The organism is Phocaeicola fibrisolvens, assembly GCF_025567125.1.
Lineage (GTDB): Bacteria > Bacteroidota > Bacteroidia > Bacteroidales > Bacteroidaceae > Phocaeicola > Phocaeicola fibrisolvens.
On sequence record NZ_JAOQJI010000052.1, the window covers coordinates 1 to 22,283 of the forward strand.

General features: G+C 42.0%; 21 protein-coding genes. 10 read left to right on the forward strand and 11 right to left on the reverse strand.

Translation table 11 applies throughout. From position 1 onward, the window contains the following. Positions 1 to 132 precede the first annotated feature (132 nt). Positions 133 to 2,052: a BACON domain-containing protein gene (locus OCV81_RS15335; protein WP_148330816.1), complete on the forward strand. Its 1,920-nt coding sequence runs from the start codon at positions 133 to 135 to the stop codon at positions 2,050 to 2,052. A gap of 91 nt (positions 2,053 to 2,143) precedes the next feature. Here OCV81_RS15335 and OCV81_RS15340 read toward each other — a convergent pair whose 3' ends face one another. From OCV81_RS15340 to OCV81_RS15355, 4 genes are read right to left on the reverse strand one after another with little or no spacing between them, the layout of a single operon-like run. Further along, positions 2,144 to 4,534, reverse strand: coding sequence for a CHAT domain-containing protein (locus tag OCV81_RS15340; RefSeq protein WP_148330817.1), 2,391 nt, complete (start codon positions 4,532 to 4,534; stop codon positions 2,144 to 2,146). After that, positions 4,525 to 5,274, reverse strand: coding sequence for a hypothetical protein (locus OCV81_RS15345; protein ID WP_148330818.1), 750 nt, complete (start codon positions 5,272 to 5,274; stop codon positions 4,525 to 4,527). Before OCV81_RS15345 ends, OCV81_RS15340 begins: the two co-directional genes overlap by 10 nt. A 4-nt stretch (positions 5,275 to 5,278) precedes the next feature. Beyond that, the gene (locus OCV81_RS15350) at positions 5,279 to 5,863 is read right to left on the reverse strand and encodes an RNA polymerase sigma factor (protein WP_148330819.1); all 585 of its coding nucleotides are present in this window, start codon (positions 5,861 to 5,863) and stop codon (positions 5,279 to 5,281) included. 10 nt (positions 5,864 to 5,873) lie between these two features. Continuing rightward, positions 5,874 to 6,770 (reverse strand): caspase family protein, encoded by an 897-nt coding sequence (locus tag OCV81_RS15355; protein ID WP_262640409.1) that lies wholly within the window; start codon positions 6,768 to 6,770, stop codon positions 5,874 to 5,876. A gap of 220 nt (positions 6,771 to 6,990) precedes the next feature. Here OCV81_RS15355 and OCV81_RS15360 point away from each other — a divergent pair, with 220 nt between their 5' ends. The 4 genes from OCV81_RS15360 to bla all read left to right on the forward strand — a co-directional run bounded on the left by OCV81_RS15360 (position 6,991) and on the right by bla (position 10,792). Beyond that, positions 6,991 to 7,572, forward strand: coding sequence for a hypothetical protein (locus tag OCV81_RS15360; protein WP_148330821.1), 582 nt, complete (start codon positions 6,991 to 6,993; stop codon positions 7,570 to 7,572). Between the two features lie 31 nt (positions 7,573 to 7,603). Next, positions 7,604 to 8,020, forward strand: coding sequence for a DUF4878 domain-containing protein (locus OCV81_RS15365; protein ID WP_148330822.1), 417 nt, complete (start codon positions 7,604 to 7,606; stop codon positions 8,018 to 8,020). A gap of 404 nt (positions 8,021 to 8,424) precedes the next feature. Then, positions 8,425 to 9,711 carry a WG repeat-containing protein gene (locus OCV81_RS15370; protein ID WP_262640411.1) on the forward strand — a complete coding sequence of 429 codons (1,287 nt, stop codon included), beginning with the start codon at positions 8,425 to 8,427 and terminating at the stop codon, positions 9,709 to 9,711. Between the two features lie 190 nt (positions 9,712 to 9,901). After that, positions 9,902 to 10,792 carry a class A beta-lactamase, subclass A2 gene (gene bla, locus OCV81_RS15375; protein ID WP_148330824.1) on the forward strand — a complete coding sequence of 297 codons (891 nt, stop codon included), beginning with the start codon at positions 9,902 to 9,904 and terminating at the stop codon, positions 10,790 to 10,792. On the opposite strand, the gene OCV81_RS15380 is transcribed toward bla, so the two are convergent. Beyond that, entirely contained in the window at positions 10,771 to 12,069 is a 1,299-nt protein-coding gene (locus tag OCV81_RS15380) for a cytidylate kinase family protein (RefSeq protein ID WP_148330825.1), read from the reverse strand. The two genes, bla and OCV81_RS15380, sit on opposite strands and share 22 nt — an antisense overlap. Before the next feature lie 122 nt (positions 12,070 to 12,191). On the opposite strand from OCV81_RS15380, the gene OCV81_RS15385 reads away from it, so the two are divergent. Further along, a complete protein-coding gene (locus tag OCV81_RS15385; RefSeq protein WP_148330826.1) occupies positions 12,192 to 13,091 on the forward strand; it encodes a helix-turn-helix domain-containing protein in 900 nt (299 codons plus the stop codon). Here the strand turns inward: OCV81_RS15385 and OCV81_RS15390 are convergent. From OCV81_RS15390 to OCV81_RS15415, 6 genes are all read right to left on the reverse strand, one after another. Next, positions 13,088 to 13,864: an SDR family oxidoreductase gene (locus OCV81_RS15390; protein ID WP_148330827.1), complete on the reverse strand. Its 777-nt coding sequence runs from the start codon at positions 13,862 to 13,864 to the stop codon at positions 13,088 to 13,090. The genes OCV81_RS15385 and OCV81_RS15390 overlap by 4 nt on opposite strands. Positions 13,865 to 13,867: 3 nt before the next feature. Next, positions 13,868 to 14,749 (reverse strand): fimbrillin family protein, encoded by an 882-nt coding sequence (locus OCV81_RS15395; protein ID WP_239464825.1) that lies wholly within the window; start codon positions 14,747 to 14,749, stop codon positions 13,868 to 13,870. A 22-nt stretch (positions 14,750 to 14,771) separates the two neighbouring features. Next, positions 14,772 to 15,770, reverse strand: a complete 999-nt coding sequence (locus OCV81_RS15400) for an IdeS/Mac family cysteine endopeptidase (RefSeq protein WP_148330828.1) — start codon at positions 15,768 to 15,770, stop codon at positions 14,772 to 14,774. A gap of 62 nt (positions 15,771 to 15,832) precedes the next feature. Continuing rightward, positions 15,833 to 16,534, reverse strand: a complete 702-nt coding sequence (locus OCV81_RS15405) for a fimbrillin family protein (RefSeq protein WP_204434663.1) — start codon at positions 16,532 to 16,534, stop codon at positions 15,833 to 15,835. 130 nt (positions 16,535 to 16,664) lie between these two features. Continuing rightward, entirely contained in the window at positions 16,665 to 17,426 is a 762-nt protein-coding gene (locus OCV81_RS15410; RefSeq protein ID WP_148330830.1) for an SDR family NAD(P)-dependent oxidoreductase, read from the reverse strand. 29 nt (positions 17,427 to 17,455) lie between these two features. After that, positions 17,456 to 17,683, reverse strand: a complete 228-nt coding sequence (locus OCV81_RS15415; RefSeq protein WP_204434664.1) for a putative signal transducing protein — start codon at positions 17,681 to 17,683, stop codon at positions 17,456 to 17,458. A 152-nt stretch (positions 17,684 to 17,835) separates the two neighbouring features. Here OCV81_RS15415 and OCV81_RS15420 point away from each other — a divergent pair, with 152 nt between their 5' ends. From OCV81_RS15420 to rpsA, 4 genes are all read left to right on the forward strand, one after another. Further along, a complete protein-coding gene (locus tag OCV81_RS15420) occupies positions 17,836 to 18,426 on the forward strand; it encodes an FKBP-type peptidyl-prolyl cis-trans isomerase (RefSeq protein ID WP_072541860.1) in 591 nt (196 codons plus the stop codon). An 86-nt stretch (positions 18,427 to 18,512) separates the two neighbouring features. Beyond that, a complete protein-coding gene (locus tag OCV81_RS15425; RefSeq protein WP_148330832.1) occupies positions 18,513 to 19,367 on the forward strand; it encodes an ATPase in 855 nt (284 codons plus the stop codon). Between the two features lie 125 nt (positions 19,368 to 19,492). Next, on the forward strand, positions 19,493 to 20,197 hold the full coding sequence (locus OCV81_RS15430; RefSeq protein ID WP_148330833.1) for an SIMPL domain-containing protein: 705 nt from the start codon (positions 19,493 to 19,495) through the stop codon (positions 20,195 to 20,197). A 187-nt stretch (positions 20,198 to 20,384) separates the two neighbouring features. After that, the gene (rpsA, locus tag OCV81_RS15435; protein WP_072541857.1) at positions 20,385 to 22,169 is read left to right on the forward strand and encodes a 30S ribosomal protein S1; all 1,785 of its coding nucleotides are present in this window, start codon (positions 20,385 to 20,387) and stop codon (positions 22,167 to 22,169) included. Positions 22,170 to 22,283: the final 114 nt, after the last annotated feature.

A 22,283-nucleotide genomic window follows, 5' to 3' on the forward strand; every position in this document is an offset into this window, starting at 1 on the left:
AAAGTAAATTCAAATCCGTTCTCCCCAAAATTACTCATAACAAATTGAATCTCAATAATTTCAAAGAACTACTATGATTTTTTAGTGGACACTAATGATATAAATTATCTATCTATTAAAAACATTGTAAGCATGAAAAAAATCTTTTTTTTATTCTGGCTTATTCTTGGGGCATTATCACTATCATCATGCACTGAAGAAGAAGAAATCACACAAGGGGACATTGTGGGAGTAGTAACGGATGCTGCCAATGGCACACAACCTTTAAGCGGCGTACAAGTGAGTATCCTTCCTAATGGAGCTAGCACCAGTACGGGAAGTGATGGAAAATTCAGCTTTCCGAAACTGGGAGCTGGAGAATACAAGATTCAATTTATGAAAGAAGGGTATGAGACCAACAGCAAAAGTGTAACAGTCGTACCTGGACAGGTTTCCAATGCAGACATACAGCTTACTGCCGTGAAACAGGATGCACTCATACAAATCACTCCTTCTACATTAAATTTTGGAACTACACAGACGGAACTCTCCGTAAAAATTCAAAACAATGGCAATACAAGTACCGACTGGAGCCTGGATTTAGGAAGCCATACCTGGATTACAGCCAATCCTGCAGCCGGACAAATTGAGGCCGACAAACAGCAAAGCATCATTTTTACCGTAGACCGCAGCAAGATAACTGAAGTACAAACTGTCATTATCAAGCTATCTGCATTTGGTAATTCTTTCCCGATCAACGTAACATGTGCTCCGAAAAATACACAATCTTATATGAGTGTAGAGCCTGAAATCCTTGATTTTGGCAGCGACTTGCAAGAATTACCTCTCACCATCAAGAATACAGGAAACACCGCCTTGAACTGGACTATTGCTGACCCGACAGAATCTGCTATCACTTTATCAGAGAACAACGGCTCCATTACGGCACAAGGTTCTAAAGTAGTAAAGGTTTTTCTCAATCGCAGTAATGGAGAAGTAAATATCAACACTACTTTGGTATTATCTGACGGAATTAAAGAACAAACCGTACAGATAGTCTCCGGTACAGAATCGCTAGCTGGTATCATGAATATTGAACCTGAAATACTTGATTTTGGAAAAGAAAGCAGTGAGGCTTCGTTTACCATCAGTAATACCGGAAAGGGAGAATTAAGCTGGTCTATCGAAGAAATCAATGAAAGCAGCCTGTCGGCAACTCCTACTGAAGGAAAAATTACGGCAGGAAGCAGCCAGACTGTAAATGTGTTGTTAGATCGAGACAATATGCCAGAGGAACTTAATGCTACACTGACTATTTCGGATGGAAAGACACAAAAGACTATCCAAATAACAGGACAGAAAGACAATTCTTCCAGCCTTGTAGTCGGTCAGGGACTTTATGCATATTATAAATTTGACGGAGACTTTAACGATGCAACAGAAAATGCCATTAATGGATTCGGAAATAATTCTCCGTCTTTTGTTAAAGGAATAGACGAAGGCTCACAGGCCATTAAGTTCAGCCTTTCCGACAACAGTTCATTCATCGTTCCTAAACCTATTACTGACAGCCGCACCCTGACAGTCTGCTTTTGGGGAAAAGACTTCAATGATGGCAATATTTTCTATTTGGTATCGTCTCACGACAATGCTTCCATGTTCACATTTACAATGAGTCAGGGAAGTCTTAAGTTTGTAACAACCCGTTATAATAATTATTATAATTATAACGGTGAGACTGCCTTCACACACCCAACTATCACAGACGGCAAATGGCATCATATCGCTTTAGTGTCTGATTTCAATAACATCGAATATGCTACCACAACTACATCGCTTTACGTAGATGGAGTCCTTATAGACACTGTTACAGCATATGCTAATCCATTTGAAGAAGGAACTCCTTCGCAAGCATCTTATGGCACAGGCATCAAATTCATCATGGGAGGTAATGTCACCATAGGAAGAAAAACCATAAATGGCACAAACATGTCAGTAGACAATTTCCGGGTTTACAATACCCGCTGTCTGTCAGACAAGGAAATCAAACAAATTTATGATGCCAAACAATAACTGAAATAACCAAAGGATTACTATGCCACACGAGCTGTAGCGCTTTCTGTTACAGCTCGTGTTTTACACAATAAATCTGCCACAATACACATTATTCAAACAAAACAAAGCCACTCCACAAAAACACGTTTTCCGGATGGCTGTTTATCAGTTCGCGCTGCGTCTTGACAAACGCATCGAACATACTACATCCATTGACCCAATAACGATAAAAAGTCGTAGTGAAAAGTACCGTCTTTGTGTCCGATATATCATTCAGGTTAGCCAATACAGCCTTGGCACCTGCTACTTTAAAAGCCCTTATCAAACCAAACAATCCTTCTCCATCCTTCATCTCGCCGGAAGCAGAACGGCAGGCCGACAAGACCACCAAATCAGTTCCATTCAAATTCATTTGAGAAACATCGCATGCCGTCACTATGCCGGAATCCATGGCATCATAAGGTATCGGTTTATTCCAATAACGGTTGGCTCCCGTAAGCAAAAATCCATTCCGCAGCATCGGATTCTTATACGCACTGCAACCCACCAACGGATTTTCTTCAAAAGACACAATCCTCCCATCCGGAATGGTTTTATCATACAACAAAGAAAAGCCATGAGTTGCCACATGAATGATACTATGTGGAGCAACCCGAAAAGACAAACTCAGAAAGTTAGCCTTATTTGCCTCGCGCCCTAAAAACAAATGGGATTTCCATCTCCCTGAAAGCATCGTATCAATGCGACACAACTCCTCCCTGCTTCCCGGCAAATACTGGACTCCCTGTCCCCGCACTCCTTTCAATGAAGGGAGTTGCGAAAAGTAAGCCCCGCCAAACCCATACAATGTATATTCAGCCTCTTCACAATCCTCTTTCTCCATTTTTAATCGAAGAAAATCTTTGATACTCAATAAATAATGTAAATCGTACGTTTCAAGTAATCTTTTCTTCCTATACAGAATATTCCCCCAATACACCTCCATCATATCACCTTCCAAACAAAGAAACAACTTAGTTGGAGAACCAATAAACCGGTTGATAGGCTTCCATATCTCGTCAGCCTCCCGATTTTCCACACGAAGGCGAAAAAGCTCCCTTTTCTTCGGTAACACCACAACCCTTGGACATGGCAAATCTGCCCTCATAACCAAGGCTACATATTGCCGGTCATAGAAATTAATCGGTAAATCGATTATTTTGATAAGCGTTTCATCGGGAGCAAGCCACTTTTTCAAGCTTTTCCAATCCTTTAACTGCGCCGGATTACTCTCTGAAGGCGAAAATCTTCCTAACAAAGAAACTTGTCTCCGCTTCAATCCAATCAGCTTGACCCACATCTCAAACTTACTGAAATAGCGAGGATTTCCGGGCAACAGATAATAATCAGGAGTATAATAAAGTGAATCTATCGATTTCTGTAAATCGAGGGCTATAGGACGGGAATCTTCCTTAATTCGAGTGACGGGCGAAGGACTGACAGCCAATAAATTTTCTTTCAACAGGCTGTGCTCCAGAAGTAGCTCAGCCACAGATTCATGCCGGACATGGCGGAGAGAAAAACGCTGTATCATGTCCAGATAATATCGCAAGAGATTACCGAGTTCGTCTCGTTCCTCTGGCAGAAAATAAGATAAATCCGCACTTAAATATTTTCGGATTTCAGCCAGCAGACAACGATAGACTCCAGCAGCTTGCTCCAGATATCCTTGTCGTTCGCATATACAGGCCATTTGGATGGTATATAAATAGAATAAAGGCAAAGTGCCATTTTGAAAGATTTCTTCCTTCGTAAAAACTGGAGAAGCGATTTGTTTCAATCCTTCCACCATTTTCCCTGCTTCATCAGGATGTAACTGCATAAGATACTGAATGGCGTCCTTGTGCTTGGAAAGTCTGTGAAAAGAAACAGGCTCATATTGCAGACTTAAAGTCAATGCCTCTTCACAACTGGTCAAGGCTTCCTGCAGCTTTCCTTGCTTGATTTTATACAGACTGCAATCTGCCAGATAGCGTACCTTACATCTTTGAAACCAGGCTTCATAAAAGGAATAAATACTGTCCGGTTGTCCATCATGCTGTTCCAGAATTGTTTTGACACGAACCAAATTCGTACTCACTTTTAACAAATTAGACATATAGGCTATTCCTAGACTGCTGTCCTCATCTTTATCAATGAGTGTTTTGTTCCTGCTAAAGTTGATTTCCAAATTTCTCCGCACAAGTTCCAGATTCTTCCACGAAAAATCGTTTTTATCCAATTCCCGACCAAATATCTTCTCAGCTTCTTCCGACAATTCCTCAAAGAATGAAGGGCATTTCTTTTCCAGGCAATCCAGACTTTGTTGATAAAGTTCCCAGGCATATTCCATACTATCTCTGGTGAGCGGTTCCCAATATGCTTCCTGCTGTAGGTTGGGAGAATGATACGCATATAAAGCTGTTACCTTCAACATACATCCCAGCCATACCACAACAAAGAACAAGTACCTTAAAACCATCGCCGTTGATTTAATGCATCATAAATCTGCAGGGCTTCTTCACTATAAGAGTTCTTCTGTTGGCTGATATATAAAGCCCAATCAACCGCCTCCTCTCTCTTCCCATCGTGTAGCAAGCATCCCAACATCAACCAGTCTCCCACTTCTTTATTCACACTCTTCTGAAGTTCCTCAGCCAATACATACGCCTGCCCGATATTATCCTGACGTAAAAAAGCTATTCCCAGATACATTTTGCTCTTTTCCGTAATGCAAGCCAGCTTATTTTCTTCCGACAGCTGCTGGTAATAAAGAACCAAACTATCACTTTTTCCCTCTGAATACCATTCCTCTATATGCCGGTTTATTCTAGCTGTTTCAGGAGTAGAAAAACCTTCTGAGCGCAAAGTTTCCCATACAGGCGGATTATAAACCTCATGCAAAACGTCCTGGGTACTGAAACGATACATTCTCCCGTAAAAGTAACCAAGTATCATCAGCACGCATAAACAAGCTGCTATCCAACGGACCTGAGCCTTTACTGACAATTTCTTCCTTTCCGGCTTTTTCTGGTACAAGATTCTTGCTTCTGCCTTCTTTCTCTCGGCCTCTACAACCAGTTGCCTGAGAAAGACTTGTTCCCTGAGAACCTCATCTTTTTCCATTCGAGCGATGAAATCCGATTCTTCTTCCGGAATCATCTCATAATTCAGGAACCGGTCTATCTCATCCAGCATCCTGTTTTCCTCATTTCTATCCATAAACTTACTTCTTCAGTTTATAATAAATGCCCATTCCCTCCAGCCTGCGTTTCAGCTCAAAAGAAAAACGGCGCATACACGAATTTTTCTTACTTTTAGCCACACTCGCCGATTGATAGCCCATCCGCTCAGCAATCGCACTCATACTCAAGCGTTCCCAATAGAACAGCTGCAATATTTGATTACACACAGATTCTCCTTCGTTCACCAGACGAGACGCCTCTTCCAATGCATTCTTCCAGTCGGTATCCGGTAATAATTCACTCAGCCATCCAGCCACAAGAGGACGCTCGGTTTCTTTCTGAAACTTCTTCAAAACCCGATTCTTCCCAATCCCCAAAAGATAAGTGAAAAGAGAAGCATCCTGCTGCTGGTATTTCCCTGTACGGATATTGTCAATCATCAACAAGAAACTATCATGATAAATATCTGATATTTCCTCTTCTCCCAATTGATATCTTTTCTGCATATATCCCATAAATCGTGCCCGGTACAACCTATAAAGCTCCTCTATTCCTTCCTTGGACAGAATATCCCTGCAACCAGACTGATGGACCTTCCGTTTTTTCCAATCAAACACAAAATGCATAACTTCCACTTTAATGAATCACAGACAATATAAACAGCTTCTCCTTATCGCTACACTCCATATATGGATGTTGTAATTTCAACAACGGACTGGAAGGTAACTGTCGCATGGTCTCATTTACAACCTTGCACCAACCTTCAGACGTAAATCCAGCTAATTGCCGTTCTGCCACCTGCACGAAACTATAAGTCAGTTTCCCATAATGACACTTGCTCTTCCGACTATAATATTCATAATTAGTCTCCTCCGGCCTACATGCACTCAATACCATCGTAGGAGCCAGATTAGCCAAAGACTTCAATTTCATACTACACTCCAAATGTCTTCCTCGTCGAGGAGTATAATCATCCGGAGCAAAAATTTTATTGACACCACGGATATAAACACCACTCATATAGCGATTGGCTGTTCCACTATGACATGCATCCAAAAGTACAAAAATCTGTCCGGATTTCCCCAATTTGCACCGAAACCTGTCAATCCATTCCCCCAATTCATCATCACTGAAATGCTTTTCTCCCTCGTAAACACCAGGAAGATACCAGAACAATGCATCATAAGGAATCAAGGCTTCATCCAACCCGTCCTCTTCATCCCCATTCAAATCCATCATCTGCTGCCCATGGCAAGAAAAATGCAAAAACAAATAGTCGCCAGCCTTCACATCCTCATATAACCTTTGCAATGACAGATTAATATTCTTCTTGGTGGCCCTTTCATTCTTTAACAATATAATTTGCTGATAATAATTTCTTTTCAACAAATCAGAAATTAATATACCATCGTTGTCGCCATGAATATTTTCCCATCCACTATCCATCGGATATTTGCCAATAGCCACGACCAACGCCCTTCCCGTACGAGCGTCTGCATGACTCCCGCTCAGAACTGCAAATAAAAATAACACACAAAAACAACGGAAAAAAAACATATACGCACTAAAAAAATATTCAACTATCCATTTACCTTTTAGCTCTTTGAAGGATAAAGATAAAAAAGATGTTTTAAATATCCCTACTCAAAACATCTTTTTCTGCAAACAAGGTTTTTATCATTCAGCAAGAATCTTGTTTTGAATTAAAGTAGAGATTTTTTTAATTTAATTTGCAATATTAAATATTAAAGCCATGGACCGGAAATTGACTATTTCATATTACACAGCAAAAGAGATGTTGATGGAATTACTTGCGAATAATAAATTGCTGGAAGATGAAGAAATAAAAGTGATGCTGAAAGATATGGCGTTACAAAAGAATGAAGAAGACAGAAACTCATCCATGAATACTCCAATCATTATAGATACAGAATGTCGTCTGTTCTTTCCAATGTACAGCGACAAGGAAGTGAAAATGTCCTATTTACCTAAAACAGTTTATATTTTTTTCTTGCTTCATCATACGGGTGTAGAGTTCAAGAATCTAGACCACTATTTAAAAGAATTGTATCAGATTTACCAAATCGTTTCCGAAGAGAAGAATATAGAAGCCAGAAAAATCAAAAGAAGTTTAGAAAACCTCGTTTCACCTGGAAGCAACCGAATTTATGAAATCTGCTCTGTGGTACGAAGAACTTTATCAGAGATTCTTCCAAGGGAATTAGTTACACAATATGCTATCACGGGGAAATGGGGAGGGGTTCATAAAATAAAAGCCGAACGTTCATATCTTGAAATCAGACACAAAAAACTGAAACAAATCTTATCAGAATAATCTTTATTGTTTAATATAATATCTATTCAGTATGAAAAAACTAACTGTAGTGCTAATGGCAGCATGCAGCATGCTGCTCGTTGCTTGTTCGTCGAACACACCCAAAAAAACGGTAGAAAAGGCCTTCGATGCACTCATTGACGGCGATTATGAAACGTATGTAAGAAGCCTCTATGTGGAAGACAAATCAGATCCTGAAAAGGTTGAAAAAGATATTCAGGATTTAATCGAAATAGTAAAACGCAACTCGGAGGACGAAGATGAAAAAGTTAAAAGCTACGAAATCCTAAACGAAGAACAAAGTAAGACAGGAAAGTGGGTTCGCATCACCTACAAGCTCACCAACGTTGATGGCACAGAAAACACTTCTGATTTCTATCTGACAAAAGATGATACAGGAGAGTGGAAAATTCAAATGTTCGGAACAGACAGATTGATGGATGAATAAAAAAGTATCACTTATATCCTCATCGACAATACTCTGGAGTTAAAGTATAATATCCCAATAGTTTAATTACCCAACCTACAGAATCATGACTAGCACGATGAATAAATTAGCAATAATATTCCATCAAACTTGATTACATCAGTATATCCCAGTATTTGATATATGTCTGAATATAAGTTCTTCATAAAGCATGGACCTCTCATATTCAACATTTTAATTCCATTTCTTAATTTAATTTTAGCTAATAATTGTTCCAACTTAATATAGAAAAACAATGAAAGTAAATAATTTATTAGTATCAGGCTTTACCTTGTGTATGCTAAGTATCATTCGTCCGAACGACAACGTGAAGTCTTGAATTTATATTCTTTACCTTGTGTATGCTAAGTATCATTCCCCAACCAATGGAAGCGCAGTTCTTTAAAAAGATAGGCAATATGCTTGAAGCTGTAGATAAAGCATTAGGTGGAGATACCTCGAAAAACAATACAGCAACAGAAAATGCCGAGACTGATTCCCCTCAAGTAAATAGAACTGTAAATGGCATACATCAGGCTACATTGTATGACAGGGATATAACGATGAAATGTCCTGTAGTAACCAATCAGACCAAAGTAATAACAGTGGATGTGGCACCCAATATTTATGTAAATATGACACCTTATTCTGATGGGGTTGCTTTTGTGAAGGTAGACAAAAAATGTTTCTTTGTAGATACCTTAGGTAATAAAGTGCTTGATTTCAATTATAGCCTTCCTTTTATGCAGGAATATCCTCGTTTTTATCAGGGAGTTTGTCCTGTGAAAAAAAACATGGCAAAAAATATGTCATTAATAGACAAGGCAGGTAAGGTGGTCATGGAACTACCAGTATATAATTGCACGAACTTTGTAGATGGAGTAGCTGTTGGATTCTTATCTGTTACTAAAGGATATAGTAAAGTTACAAGAGCAGTTTATTTTAACACAAAAGGAGCACTTGTTTATAAAAATTTGATTGAAGATGTCAAATTTGGAACTTTGGAAGCTCTTCGTCCATTACGTGAAGGACTTGCAGCCCATTATAGCTATTCGAAACAACTATATGGATTTAGGGATAAAGATGGGAATTTGGTTATTTCACCAAGCTATCCAAAAGTGCAAGATTTCAATGACGGACTGGCAGCTGTTCAGACAACAAGTGGGAAATGGGGCTACATTGACAAAACAGGTAAAATGGTAATTGAAGCAAAGTTCTCGTCAGAACCAAGTCCGTTCAGTGAAGGTTATGCAGTAGTGGAAAAACGGGATGGGAAAAAATGCTATATTGACAAACAAGGAAATGTTGTTTTTGACGGATTAAGAGATGCCTATTACTTCCATCATGGAAGAGCCTTTGTCCGTTTAGACAGGATGTCTAAATACACACTCGCCTTAATAGATAAAAATTTTAAAGTCGTTTCTGAGTTTCATACAGACTTGAATACTTTACCTTTAAAAGATGCCGTATCTTATTCTGAAAATGATATTTTGGTAAGTAATTGTTTCGTAACCGAAATGGGAGATATGATTTTGGGAGCAGAACACTTAAAAAATCATTTTTCAGACGGATTGACTTATTGTATTGTTTTAAAAGAAGGAGGAAAAACCACTTGCGGTTGTATTAATCGTAAAGGTGAATTCGTCTTTATATTTAAAGAATCTGAATTCTAGTTATTTATAAGAAGCTGTAAAAAAGAGCAAACATCCACTTCTTAAAAACGAAGAATATAAATTAAACTGTGTCAGCAAGGGGTCAAGTATAAACTTTGCTAACACAGTTTTTTTACATCTTCAAATCTACTTATTTTCATCAAAGCAAAAACAAAGCTAACTTTGTACAAATCAATCTTAACTGTACAATATGAAAACAAGCTACCTGATTCTTTTATTGCTCCTACTCCCTATCCCTTCCTTGGCTGGCAATCGTCTTCAAGAACTATATTCAAATATCAATCATTTTATCGCACAGCAAAAGGCAGAAATAGGAGTGGCAATTATCGCAGAGGGAAAAGACACCCTCACCATAGGAAACAATCACCACTATCCCCTGATGAGTGTGTTCAAATTACATCAGGCATTAGCTGTTGGAAATTATTGTGAAAAACATCGGATATCCTTTGACACCCTACTCACTGTAAGCAAAACGGACCTCAAACGCGATACGTATAGCCCACTAAGAGACCAACATCCCAATGGAGGGAAATTCTCGCTCAAACAATTGATGCAATATACTCTTCATCTGAGTGACAACAATGCATGCGACATTTTATTTAGATTTATGGGAGGCCCCGATGTGACCGACCGTTACATTCGAAGTTTGGGTATCAAAGATTTCTCCGTTCAGCATACGGAAGAGGATATGCACCGCAACCTGAATCTTTGCTACCAGAACTGGAGTACGCCTCTCGCCACTGCAGAAGTCATTGAGGCCTTACTCACCCGTCCCTTGTTCGACAAGGAACATCAGGAATTTATAAAAAAATCCCTTATCACCTGTCAGACCGGAAAAAGTAGAATAGTCCGTCCTTTACAAGATAAAAATGTGATTGTAGGACACAAAACCGGTACCGGAGACTATAACAAATCCGGACAACTCATTGCAATCAATGATGCCGGATTTATAGTGTTTCCAGACGGACGTCGTTATACGTTGGTAGTATTCGTCAAAAATTCTCAGGAAAATCCTGAACATACCGAAGTAATCATCGCACACATTTCAGAAATGGTTTATCAGGCTTTCTCCAAACCCTGATAAACTCCTTTCACAAGCTGACAGGCCGTTTTCAAATCAATCGTTCCAGTGTTCAGCATCAGATTGTAATGATGCGGTTCCCCCCATTTCATGCCTGTATAATACTCATAGTGATGAACCCGGTTACGGTTTACCCGCTTGATTTCAGCTTCCGCATTTTCCCGGGCAATGCCATATTCTTCCACACAACGGTTCACCGCGCTGGCTACATCCGAGTAACAAAACACTTTCAACACTTTCGGATAATCCTTCAATACGAAATCCGCACAACGGCCCACGATGATGCAGGATTCTTTGGCGGCCAGTTCCTGAATAATCTTGCTCTCGGACACGAACAACACATCATCCGATGAAAGGCTGGACTCGAGTGGGCGTTCACTGTTCTTCGAAAGAATGCATTTCAACCAGAAAGAAGGGATAGACTGTTCATTCTTCACAATGTACTGCTCATCCATTCCGCTACGCTGGGCAGCCAGCTGGATAAACTCCTTGTCATACAGCTTAAGACCGAGTTCCTTCGAAAGCATCTCGCCCAGCAAATGTCCTCCACTTCCATACTCACGCGCAATGGTAATCACAATATGCTGTCCTTGAGCCATAGCCGCTTTTTCCCGCACAGAAGAATCTGTAATCCATTTATCCAAGAATTGATAATACGGGCTTACAAAATGCACAATCGGACCTACTACCAACGCCGAAATCACGGTTCCTTCACGTACCCCATAGATTCCCGACATGAAAATCAAGGACAACAAGCAAGCAAGGACGACCAGAGTCACATCAAATCCCAGCTTCACATAGCCAAACTCTCCACGGAACCTTTTCGTGATGACGTTCACAAAATATTCCCCGGCCATCATGGCTGCATTTGCCTTTACCTCCAGTGCGATACCTACGGCCAGAATCACACAACCTATCAGCAAGGCAATAATCATATATACATAAGTTTCCGGGTGCAGCCAGAACAACACATAGTGCATACAAATATCAATAAACGTACCGAAACAGAAAGAAATGGGAATCTGTAGGAGGTACATCCGCAAATCGGATTTCAATTCCTGGCGTGACATCAGAAACGGCTCCAGCACCACAAACAGAAGGTTCAACAGGATGGTCCACTGTCCGATGGTCAAAGGAGTAAACATACTCAATACATACGTCACACTCGTAATCGGAGACGTACCCAGCAAAGCCTTGGTAATGAAGGCAATTCCAAGCGCGTTCACAAACAAAGAAACGCAAAACAACAGGTAGCGTCTAAAAAGAAATACATTCATATATCATCTGCTTTTATAAACGCCGCAAATTTCTGTCTATTTTTCCGCTTCTCAATCATAAATGAGCAACCAATTTTGGTCGAAAACGAAACAAAACTTACTTTTGTAAAAAAATTGGCGCAATGGACAGACTACTGACAGAAATTATGAAAGAATCGGGCCAAAAGGCCGGAAACACCTTGTTTATCCAAATAAAGTATCCTCATTTTCTGGCAAACTCCATCGTCATCAAACAAGGATTCTTCTTCCTGCTCGTCACAAACGGAACAACGGCCATTACCGATGCCTTCCATCGCTATACACTTTCCGCCAACCAGCTACTGGTACTTACCCCCAGTACCGAGAGTATGCTGTCCGATGCCAGCTCCGATTTCTCCATGTCGGCCCTGTACATCAATCCCGATTATTTTGACAGCCTGCCCGACGGACAACCCGTGTACAATCAAGTGGCCCGCTACCTGGGCAACTACCAGCTTCCCATTTTTCGTCTTCAAGATGCCCCTGCTGAATACATGCAAAAAACGATGTCACTCTTTTCCGAGCAGTTGAAAACCATGCAGCTGTATCAGGACGGTATCATCCGCCATCTGTGCAGTTTTCTTCTCCTGCAAATCACGGATGCCCTCTGCCAGGAAAACCGGAATACTCCGGTCTGCGTAAAACGTTCCAACGAGATTTTCCGCAATTTCAAGAAACTGCTGGTACACCATTACCGGGAAGAACACACCATCCAGTTCTATGCCGACCAGCTCCACATCTCAACCACCTATCTTTCCCGTATTGTCAAAGACCTGACAGGGCATACTGTCTGCTTTCATGTGTCGGAACTCCTATGTGCAGATGCCCGGAAACTACTGGAATGTACTGACATGGATATCAAAGAAATTGCCGACTACCTAGGGTTCTCTGACCAGTCGGTATTCGGCAAATTTTTTATTCGGAAAACCGGCCTTTCTCCTCTGAAGTTCCGGATGCGAAAAGAAACAAAGCCCCAAAAAGAGAAAACCGAGATACAGACTTAAGGATGATAATTCCATCCACAATCATTATGATATATCATCAGCCGACTCATACCTCCATCCACCGTGATATTTTCTCCATTGATAAAAGAGTTGCGTTCGTCACAAAGGAAAGCCACCACCCGCACAATGTCCATGGGTTCTCCCACTCTACCCGAAGGATGCTGTTTCAAATCCCCCTGACTATACACAGGCTGATACACCTCCTCTTTATGGTAAGCACCCGTATCAATCCATCCGGGAGCAATAGAATTTACACGTGCAATTCCAGCCAGACTCACAGCCAAAGCATGAGTCAATGCCGTAATGCCACCTTTAGCCGCCGTATAGCTTTCAGTATTGGGCTGCGATTGAAAAGCACGAGTGGACGAAAGATTTACGATAGAGCCTAATCCCTGAAAATGATCCTTAAAAAGTTTTGAGAGCATATAAGGAGCTGCCACTCCGACACGCTGCACATACAAGAAATCATCATAATCACATCCTTCCAGAATTCCTCCATGCATCAGGCAAGCATTATTGACAAGACAATGAATGCCTTCGGGATGTTCATCCAGTACCCTACGGTCAAAATCCTCCAAGACCTGTTTCTCTGCCACATCTCCCGCATATCCTGTTACCTGCCAGCCATATCCGCGCATCCGTTCCATCTGCGTATGAACCCCTTGCACATCACAATCTACAAAATATACCGCATCACCCTGCGAAGCAAAATATTCTACTATACAACGGCCGATGCCTCCAGCACCGCCCGTTACTACTATTGTCCTGCTCATAAGTTAACCGATAACAACCTCTCCATCGGCTGTCACCTGATCTTCCCAAGCCCCGATAGAGCCTCCTGAAACACTAATACTGTCACGTCCTATCTTTAATGTAAGACTACAACATTTTCCTCCTTCCAATTCTGACTGCGAATGGCCCAACTGACGTAACAATTCATCGAGGAGTATTCTTTTCGTCTCCCCGTTGACACGCACGTCCAGTGTTATTCCATCTGTAGTTTGTGGAACAAGATAAAACGACGCAGAAACTCCCGTAGAAATATAGTCACCTGTTATATTCTTCACACTTTCAATGCTTCCCTTGGCAGCATCTACCACACAAGTTGTTTTGGCATGAAGGGTCAGTGAAAGTTCCCGAAGATCATCCGCTGTATATCCATTTCCTGGTTCAAACGTCAGAATCAAATGATGCAAAGCATGTACAAAAGTCATGGAAACAGGTTCGGCCGTTCCTACTGCCACCGTTTTTGCAGGAGCTAAAAGTAAGTCTGCCTCAGAAGTTTGCAAACTATTAAATTCAAATGTCCCTTCTTCTCCTACCATTTGCTTGGGATAGCAAGAAGCAAATGTCACCTGTTTCACATTTTCGGCCAGGCCTAGCTTGCCCCAGGTAAGAACCTCAGAATCATACGCAAAATCAGTAGCAACCGTAGAAATTCCATTTCCACCTACAAAAAGTGACAAGACATCGCCTTTTGAAAAGTTACCACTCCCATCCGTAGCCAATTGCGGAGCACGTGACTGCGGCGCTACATTAGCCAAAATCGTAATCGTATTTCCCGAAGGCAATTTATCCTTTTCCGGTACATCTTTAGAACAAGCTGTCAGTGCCAACGCTACAGCCATCAACGCATAAAAATAATTTTTTCTCATCATCGATTTTTATCTTAGTTTTTATTTATTTTATCTCTGGAAATGCTTTCTGCCAGATATCCTGTCGCAAATCAACCAAGGTCAAAGTACACACCATCGATTTTCTTTTTACCGGTGTTCCATCCACATTATCCAGCGGAGCAATGTAAGTTTCCCGCGTTCCGGTTCCTTCATATACTACTTTAAAACGCCTGAGAGACGCATGGTTGGGTTCATCTTCTGCGGAATTATTATCACAAAAATACAAGTAAGCCACATTTCCTTCCGCATCAAATTCAGCCCCCCAAACAGTCATGGCATGAAGTCCTTCATTCGCATTTGAAAAACCATATACAGAGAAACCTATCGCTTTATGGTTTCGGAAAGCATCCTTCATCCAATCATTGAAATTCTTTTTCGACATGTTGTAAGTGTCTGTTGCCACAACATCTTTCTTTGAAAATACTTGACAAAAGAATCCCGGAAAACTTTCATCATTACTCGCATTTAAATTTTTTTTGTCGCCATTAATGAACCAGTTCACTCCTCCAGTTTCCCAACTTCCTTTATTGGGATACATTCTTTTAAAAAAATTGAACACCTCACTGTGCTGCTGGTCAGTTTCTGTCATTTTCCGATATCCCTTGGGACAAGGATTTCCTGGATATTTTACTTCGTATGCCTCTATGTATTTACGATTGTGTTCAATCCACCAATGAAGCAAATTAGACGCTGTTGCAGCCCAACACATATTACGGTCTCCCACATAACCGAAAGTCTTATTACAGTCATACCATCCACATCCCTCTTTCCAGGTGAGATAATTCTCGTCATTGAGCAAATCTATTTCTTTATAATCATATCGGAACCACTCCCCTTCCGGAAATTTAGTAATCCACGTATTGATAGACAACGTTTGCACTTTATCTTTACCCGGAAAATCCGGAGAGGTTATGCCATACACCCAACGGTTTTGATTAGCAAATTCCATATCTCCTCCGCTTACCTCAGTCGATTTCAATGTCAGATTAAGAGTTGTCTGCATACCTGAAGAAAATGACCGAACACCTGAAGGCAGCTGATAAATCACAGACTTACCTCCGGAGGTCAGACGAAGCAAGCCCTCTTCGGACTGATAAGCTTTAGCATCTTGTGGTAGGACAATAACTGAAAGGTACGTACATCCTTCCGCTGAGGAATAATCCAAGAATATGCAGAACCTGCAAGGGAAACAGTACCATCAGTCATAGAAATTATTCCGCTCGCACAATTACGTACTTCCAGTTTCAAATCATCTGGCACTGTACCTTCCAAATGGATATTAATCCGATGCAAAGCATGATTAAACTGCAAAGTAGCAGAAGATTCTTCCTCTCCCACCTTGACCTTGGCAAAAAGAACATCAGCTTCCTGCATTTTTTTTGAAGTACTTTGGTCAAGTGGCAAATGAAGGTCTCTATTTTCTTTGTTTCCAGCTGACTGTGGCAATACCGGAAAAAGAGCCGACAAGCTCCACTCTCCCCGTGCATAATCACTGCGATTCAATGACGGAGTCCACCGCCCGGATACATATTGCAACTGCTTACCAGAAATCATGTCTCCAGCCATCACCTGTACCTCTATGCAATCATTATCCGAGAAGTCTCCATTCCCTGTATCACTTGTTATCACACGAGTATCTTGTGTCCACGCTGTTTTGGCACACTTCAAATTGAACTCATTGCCGTAAATTTGAGAAATATCTTCTGCCTGTTTACACGACATCAAGAATATCATGCTACCAGCAAAAGCGATAAAAAGTTTTTTCATTCGTATCATATTCTAGTCAGTTTCTGTATTTTTATACATACAAAAAGGGAATATTGTTCATTCGACAACATCTATTCCCTTTCTTTTTTTTGTTTTTTTACCAAAATCAATAAAAGTAATATTTTGGATTTTATTTTTTCCGGTAACAAACCGTCCCCGTTGCCTGGTAAGTAGGCATCACCAACACCTCGGCTATCTGGATATGTGCCGGAGCAGAAGCAGCATAATACACCACCTCGGCCACATCCTCCCCCGTGAGCGGACGAATGCCTTCGTACACGGCATCGGCTTTTCCCTTGTCACCCCGAAAACGGACCACCGAAAAGTTTGTCTCTACCAGCCCTGGCTTGATGTTCGTCACTCGCAACGGCGTGTCTACCAAATCAATGCGCAACCCGTCGGACAAAGCTTTCACAGCTGCTTTCGTCGCACAATACACACTGCCGCCCGCATAAGCCGCATCTCCGGCCACAGAACCGATATTGATGATATGCCCGCATCCACGTTCCACCATACCCGGCACAATCATCCGCGTCATGGCCAACAGTGCCTTGATATTGGTATCAATCACCACATCCCATTCTTCCAGCGAACCTTCATATTCTTTATCCATTCCGATTACCAGTCCGGCATTGTTAATCAGCACGTCAATGTGCCGCCATTTATCCTGCAAGGAATCTACTGCCTGACGCATGGCCTGCCGGTCGCGCACATCAAACGGCAGCGTCAGCACTTCCACGCCCTGTGCCGTAAGTTCTTTTTTCAGGCTTTCCAGTTTTTCCACGTTTCTTCCGTTCAATATCAGGTTGCTTCCCATGGCTGCAAATTTCCGTGCGCAACCCTCACCGATACCACTTGTGGCACCTGTAATAAAAACCAATTTCCCTTTCATATATTCCTTGTCTATTTTTTATTATGATATTACTGCTTTCCCTTCTTAAATGTATCGAGCACTGCCAGTCCCTTTTCCGCATCACTTTCCTTTATCATCACCTGTATTTGTTGGGCAAATGCAATGATGGGGCCATAACCACTACGGACACTATTGGTCAGAAAACAGTCGATGCCTTCATCTTTCAATACCGTTTCCAGCAGCTGACATTCCCACAGCTCTCCACGATACAATTCTATAATCTTATCCTGTTTCATCACACAATTTTTATGTTCTAACTCCCTGCAAAGATAGGAAAGCATTCCGACAAAAAACGGTCTTCCGCTTCATTCTTTCTTTTTTATTCGCTTATTCTCGCGATATTTCCTATCTTTGCCACCGATTATTAATGCAAATTTAATTTTGAAACATGGAAAATAAATACATTACGGTAGCATATAAACTGTATGCAGTGGAAGACGGAAAAAAAGAATTGCGTGAAGAAGCTCCGGCTGCCCACCCGTTTCAGTTCATTTCCGGAATAGGATATACACTGGACCGCTTTGAAAAAGAAATCCTGGCCCTGCAAAAAGGAGACAACTTCAGCTTCACCATTCCTTGTGCAGAAGCATACGGAGAAAGAGACGAAGACAACGTACGCCAGGTACCTAAATCAATGTTCTGCGGACCGGACGGAAAATTCGACAGCGACAATATTTTCGAAGGAAACATCATCATGCTGAACGACTCCGAAGGACACCAGTTCTATGCCAACGTGGGTGAAATTACAGACGACAAAGTGGTGCTCGACCTGAATCACCCTCACGCTGGAAAAGACCTTTATTTTGAAGGAACCGTCATGGAAATGCGCGACGCCACCAACAAAGAAATGGAAAGCATCATCAAGCTGATGAGCGGCGAAGGCTGCGGAGGCGGATGTGAAGGTTGCGGAGGTGGATGCGGCGACCACGAGCATGAAGACGACGGATGCTGCGGTGGAGGTTGCGGACATTGCCACTAATCCTGAGAAATCCATAACTACCATACGAAGAAGACGGGACACGCCGTCTTCTTTTTATTTTCCACCCGTTTTAATCTTATTTCCCTATGATTCTTATTGCCGACAGTGGAGCCACCAAAACCGACTGGTGTTTCGGAACCACTCTTCACCATAGCCAGATTGTCCAGACAGAAGGCATCAACCCTTTTCATCAGGCAGCGGACAAAATAAATGAAATACTCTGTAATGGATTATTGCCCCAACTTCCATGCCCTTCTTCCGACGTACAGGCCGTATTTTTCTATGGCGCCGGCTGCACCCCCGACAAAATAGAGAAGCTAGCGTTCCTTTTAGGGCAGACATTTCCCCACGCCACCATCGAAGTACACAGCGATTTAGTGGGAGCTGCACGCGCTTTATGCCAGCACCGGCCGGGAATAGCCTGTATTCTGGGCACAGGAGCCAACTCCTGTCTGTACGACGGAGAGAAAATCATACAAAACACTCCTCCGTTGGGATACATTTTGGGAGATGAAGGAAGTGGGGCCTATCTGGGCAAACGTTTTTTGGGCGACTGCATCAAACAACAACTTCCGACCGGACTGCTGGAAGGGTTGTTGAAGGAATACCAGCTGACTCTGCCGGACATCTTGGAAAGAGTATACAGACAACCTTTGGCCAACCGTTTCCTGGCCAGTCTTACACCTTATATATATAAACACAAATCACAACCGGAAGTACATTATTTTCTGACAACCTGTTTCACCGACTTCTTCCAGCGCAACGTGGTTTCCTACGAAGGATACCGGCAGCTGCCCATTTCTTTTACCGGCTCCGTAGCCTGGTTTTTCCATCAGGAAATAGAAGAAGCCGCACAGAAGCTCCACCTCCACACAGGCGTTTTCATACAGTCTCCCATACTGGAACTGAGGCATTTTCACCTGCCTGAAAAAACGCTTTGACGTTTCATCCAAAACGTCTAAACGTTTTAAAGCAAACGTAAAGACGTTTTAAAGCCCTTGGGAAATTCAATAATTTTCAATACCTTGCGTTATTATTCCTCACATCTAACTATAATTAAATCATTATGAAAAATTTCAGAATCGAGGCCCTCATCCTGGCTGTCGGACTCTTGTTGTTAGGAGTCTTCATTGAAAAAGGATTCAACAAATTCGCCGAGAAAGACCGTTGCGTCACCGTAAAAGGGCTGGCGGAAATCGAAGTTCCGGCCAATAAAGTCACCTGGCCGCTTGTTTACAAAAGCCTGGGAAATGACTTGGGAAAATTGTACGATGACATCAAACATTCCAACCAAACCATTATCAGCTTTTTGAAAGAGAAGGGACTGACAGAACAGGAAATCAGCGTGAATGCTCCCGAAATCATCGATCTGGCTGCCGAACGCTACGGCAACAACCAGAATCCGGCTAACCGCTACAACGTGACAACCGTAATCACAGTCACTTCCGACAAGGTCGACCTCATCCGTGGACTCATCAGTGAACAAGGAGAATTGCTGAAACGGGGTATCGCCATCACTTCCGGCGAATACCAGTACAGGGTGCAGTATGAATACACCGACCTGAACAAAGTAAAGCCGCAAATGATTGAAGAAGCTACCAAAAACGCCCGTGAGGCTGCTGAAAAATTTGCCAAAGACTCCGGCAGCAGTCTTGGAAAAATCCGGCAGGCCAACCAGGGACAGTTCAGCATCACCGACCGCGACCCTAATACACCGTACATCAAGAAAATACGTGTAGTCACGACCATCGACTACTCTCTTGAAAACTAAAAAAATCCAAAATCTGGAGAACGAAGCCTCCACAGAGCCGTTCTCCGGATTTTCTGTTTTCCTTTCTCCCGAAAAAAAAGAACGAAGTATTTTAATATTCAGTATTTTATTATACCTTTGCAGCCGATTTATATAAACAATATAAAGTCTAACACAATTAGTTATTTAAAAACAATTTTTTTATTTAATGGAAAACTTAAAGAACATTGCTCCTATTGAAGATTTCAACTGGGATGCGTATGAAAACGGTGATGCAACAACCAACGTAAGCAAGGAAGAACTTGAAAAGGCTTACGACAGCACCCTGAACAAAGTAAACGACCGTGAGGTTGTAGACGGTACTGTCATCGCAATGAACAAACGCGAAGTGGTTGTAAACATCGGTTACAAATCAGACGGTATCATTCCGTTGAGCGAATTCCGTTACAATCCGGATTTGAAAGTAGGTGACACTGTAGAAGTGTACATCGAAAACCAGGAAGACAAAAAAGGTCAGTTGATTTTGTCTCACAAGAAAGCTCGCGCTACTCGTTCTTGGGACCGTGTAAACGCTGCGCTTGAAAACGAAGAAATTATCAAGGGTTACATCAAGTGCCGCACGAAGGGTGGTATGATTGTAGACGTATTCGGCATTGAAGCATTCTTGCCGGGTTCTCAGATTGATGTGAAACCTATCCGTGACTACGATGTATTCGTAGGCAAGACTATGGAATTCAAGGTGGTTAAAATCAACCAGGAATTCAAGAATGTGGTTGTTTCTCACAAGGCTCTTATTGAAGCTGAACTGGAACAGCAGAAGAAAGAAATCATCAGCAAACTGGAAAAAGGTCAGGTACTGGAAGGTACTGTCAAGAATATCACATCTTACGGTGTATTCATCGACTTGGGCGGCGTAGACGGTTTGATTCACATCACCGACTTGTCTTGGGGCCGTGTAAGCGATCCTCGCGAAGTGGTTCAGCTGGATCAGAAACTGAACGTAGTTATCTTGGACTTCGACGACGAAAAGAAACGTATCGCTCTTGGCTTGAAGCAGTTGACTCCACACCCATGGGATGCACTGGATCCTAACTTGAAGGTAGGCGACCACGTGAAAGGTAAAGTAGTCGTTATGGCTGACTATGGTGCATTCATCGAAATCGCTCCGGGCGTTGAAGGTTTGATCCACGTATCAGAAATGTCTTGGTCACAGCACCTGCGTTCTGCTCAGGACTTCATGAAAGTGGGCGACGAAGTAGAAGCTGTTATCCTGACTCTGGACCGCGAAGAACGTAAGATGTCTTTGGGTATCAAACAGCTGAAACCAGATCCATGGGAAACTATCGAAGAAAAATATCCTGTAGGTTCTAAGCACGTGGCTAAGGTTCGCAACTTCACTAACTTCGGTGTATTCGTAGAAATCGAAGAAGGTGTAGACGGATTGATCCACATCTCTGACCTGTCTTGGACAAAGAAAATCAAACATCCTTCTGAATTCACTCAGATTGGTGCAGACATCGACGTAGTAGTACTGGAAATCGACAAGGAAAACCGTCGTCTGAGCTTGGGCCACAAGCAGCTGGAAGACAATCCTTGGGATGTATTCGAAACAGTATTCACTGTAGGTTCTATCCACGAAGGTACTATCATCGAAATGCTGGATAAGGGTGCTGTCGTTGCATTGCCTTACGGTGTAGAAGGTTTCGCTACTCCGAAACACCTGGTAAAAGAAGACGGTTCTCAGGCTCAGCTGGATGAAAAACTGCCGTTCAAGGTAATCGAATTCAACAAAGATGCAAAACGTATCATCGTTTCTCACAGCCGTATCTTCGAAGATGCTGCAAAGGCAGAAGAAAAGGCAGAAAAGAAAGCTTCTAAGAAGTCTTCTAAGAAAGAAGAAACTCCGATGATTCAGAACCAGGCTGCTTCTACCACTTTGGGTGACATCGATGCACTGGCTGCATTGAAGGAACAGCTGGAAGGTAAGAAATAATCTTTCTGAATAAATATCAAAAGAGGGTGTGTCAAAAAGCATACCCTCTTTTTTTATGACAACGCCCCGACTTTCCCAAGCCGAGGCGTTGTTATTACCTAAAGATTTTGTATC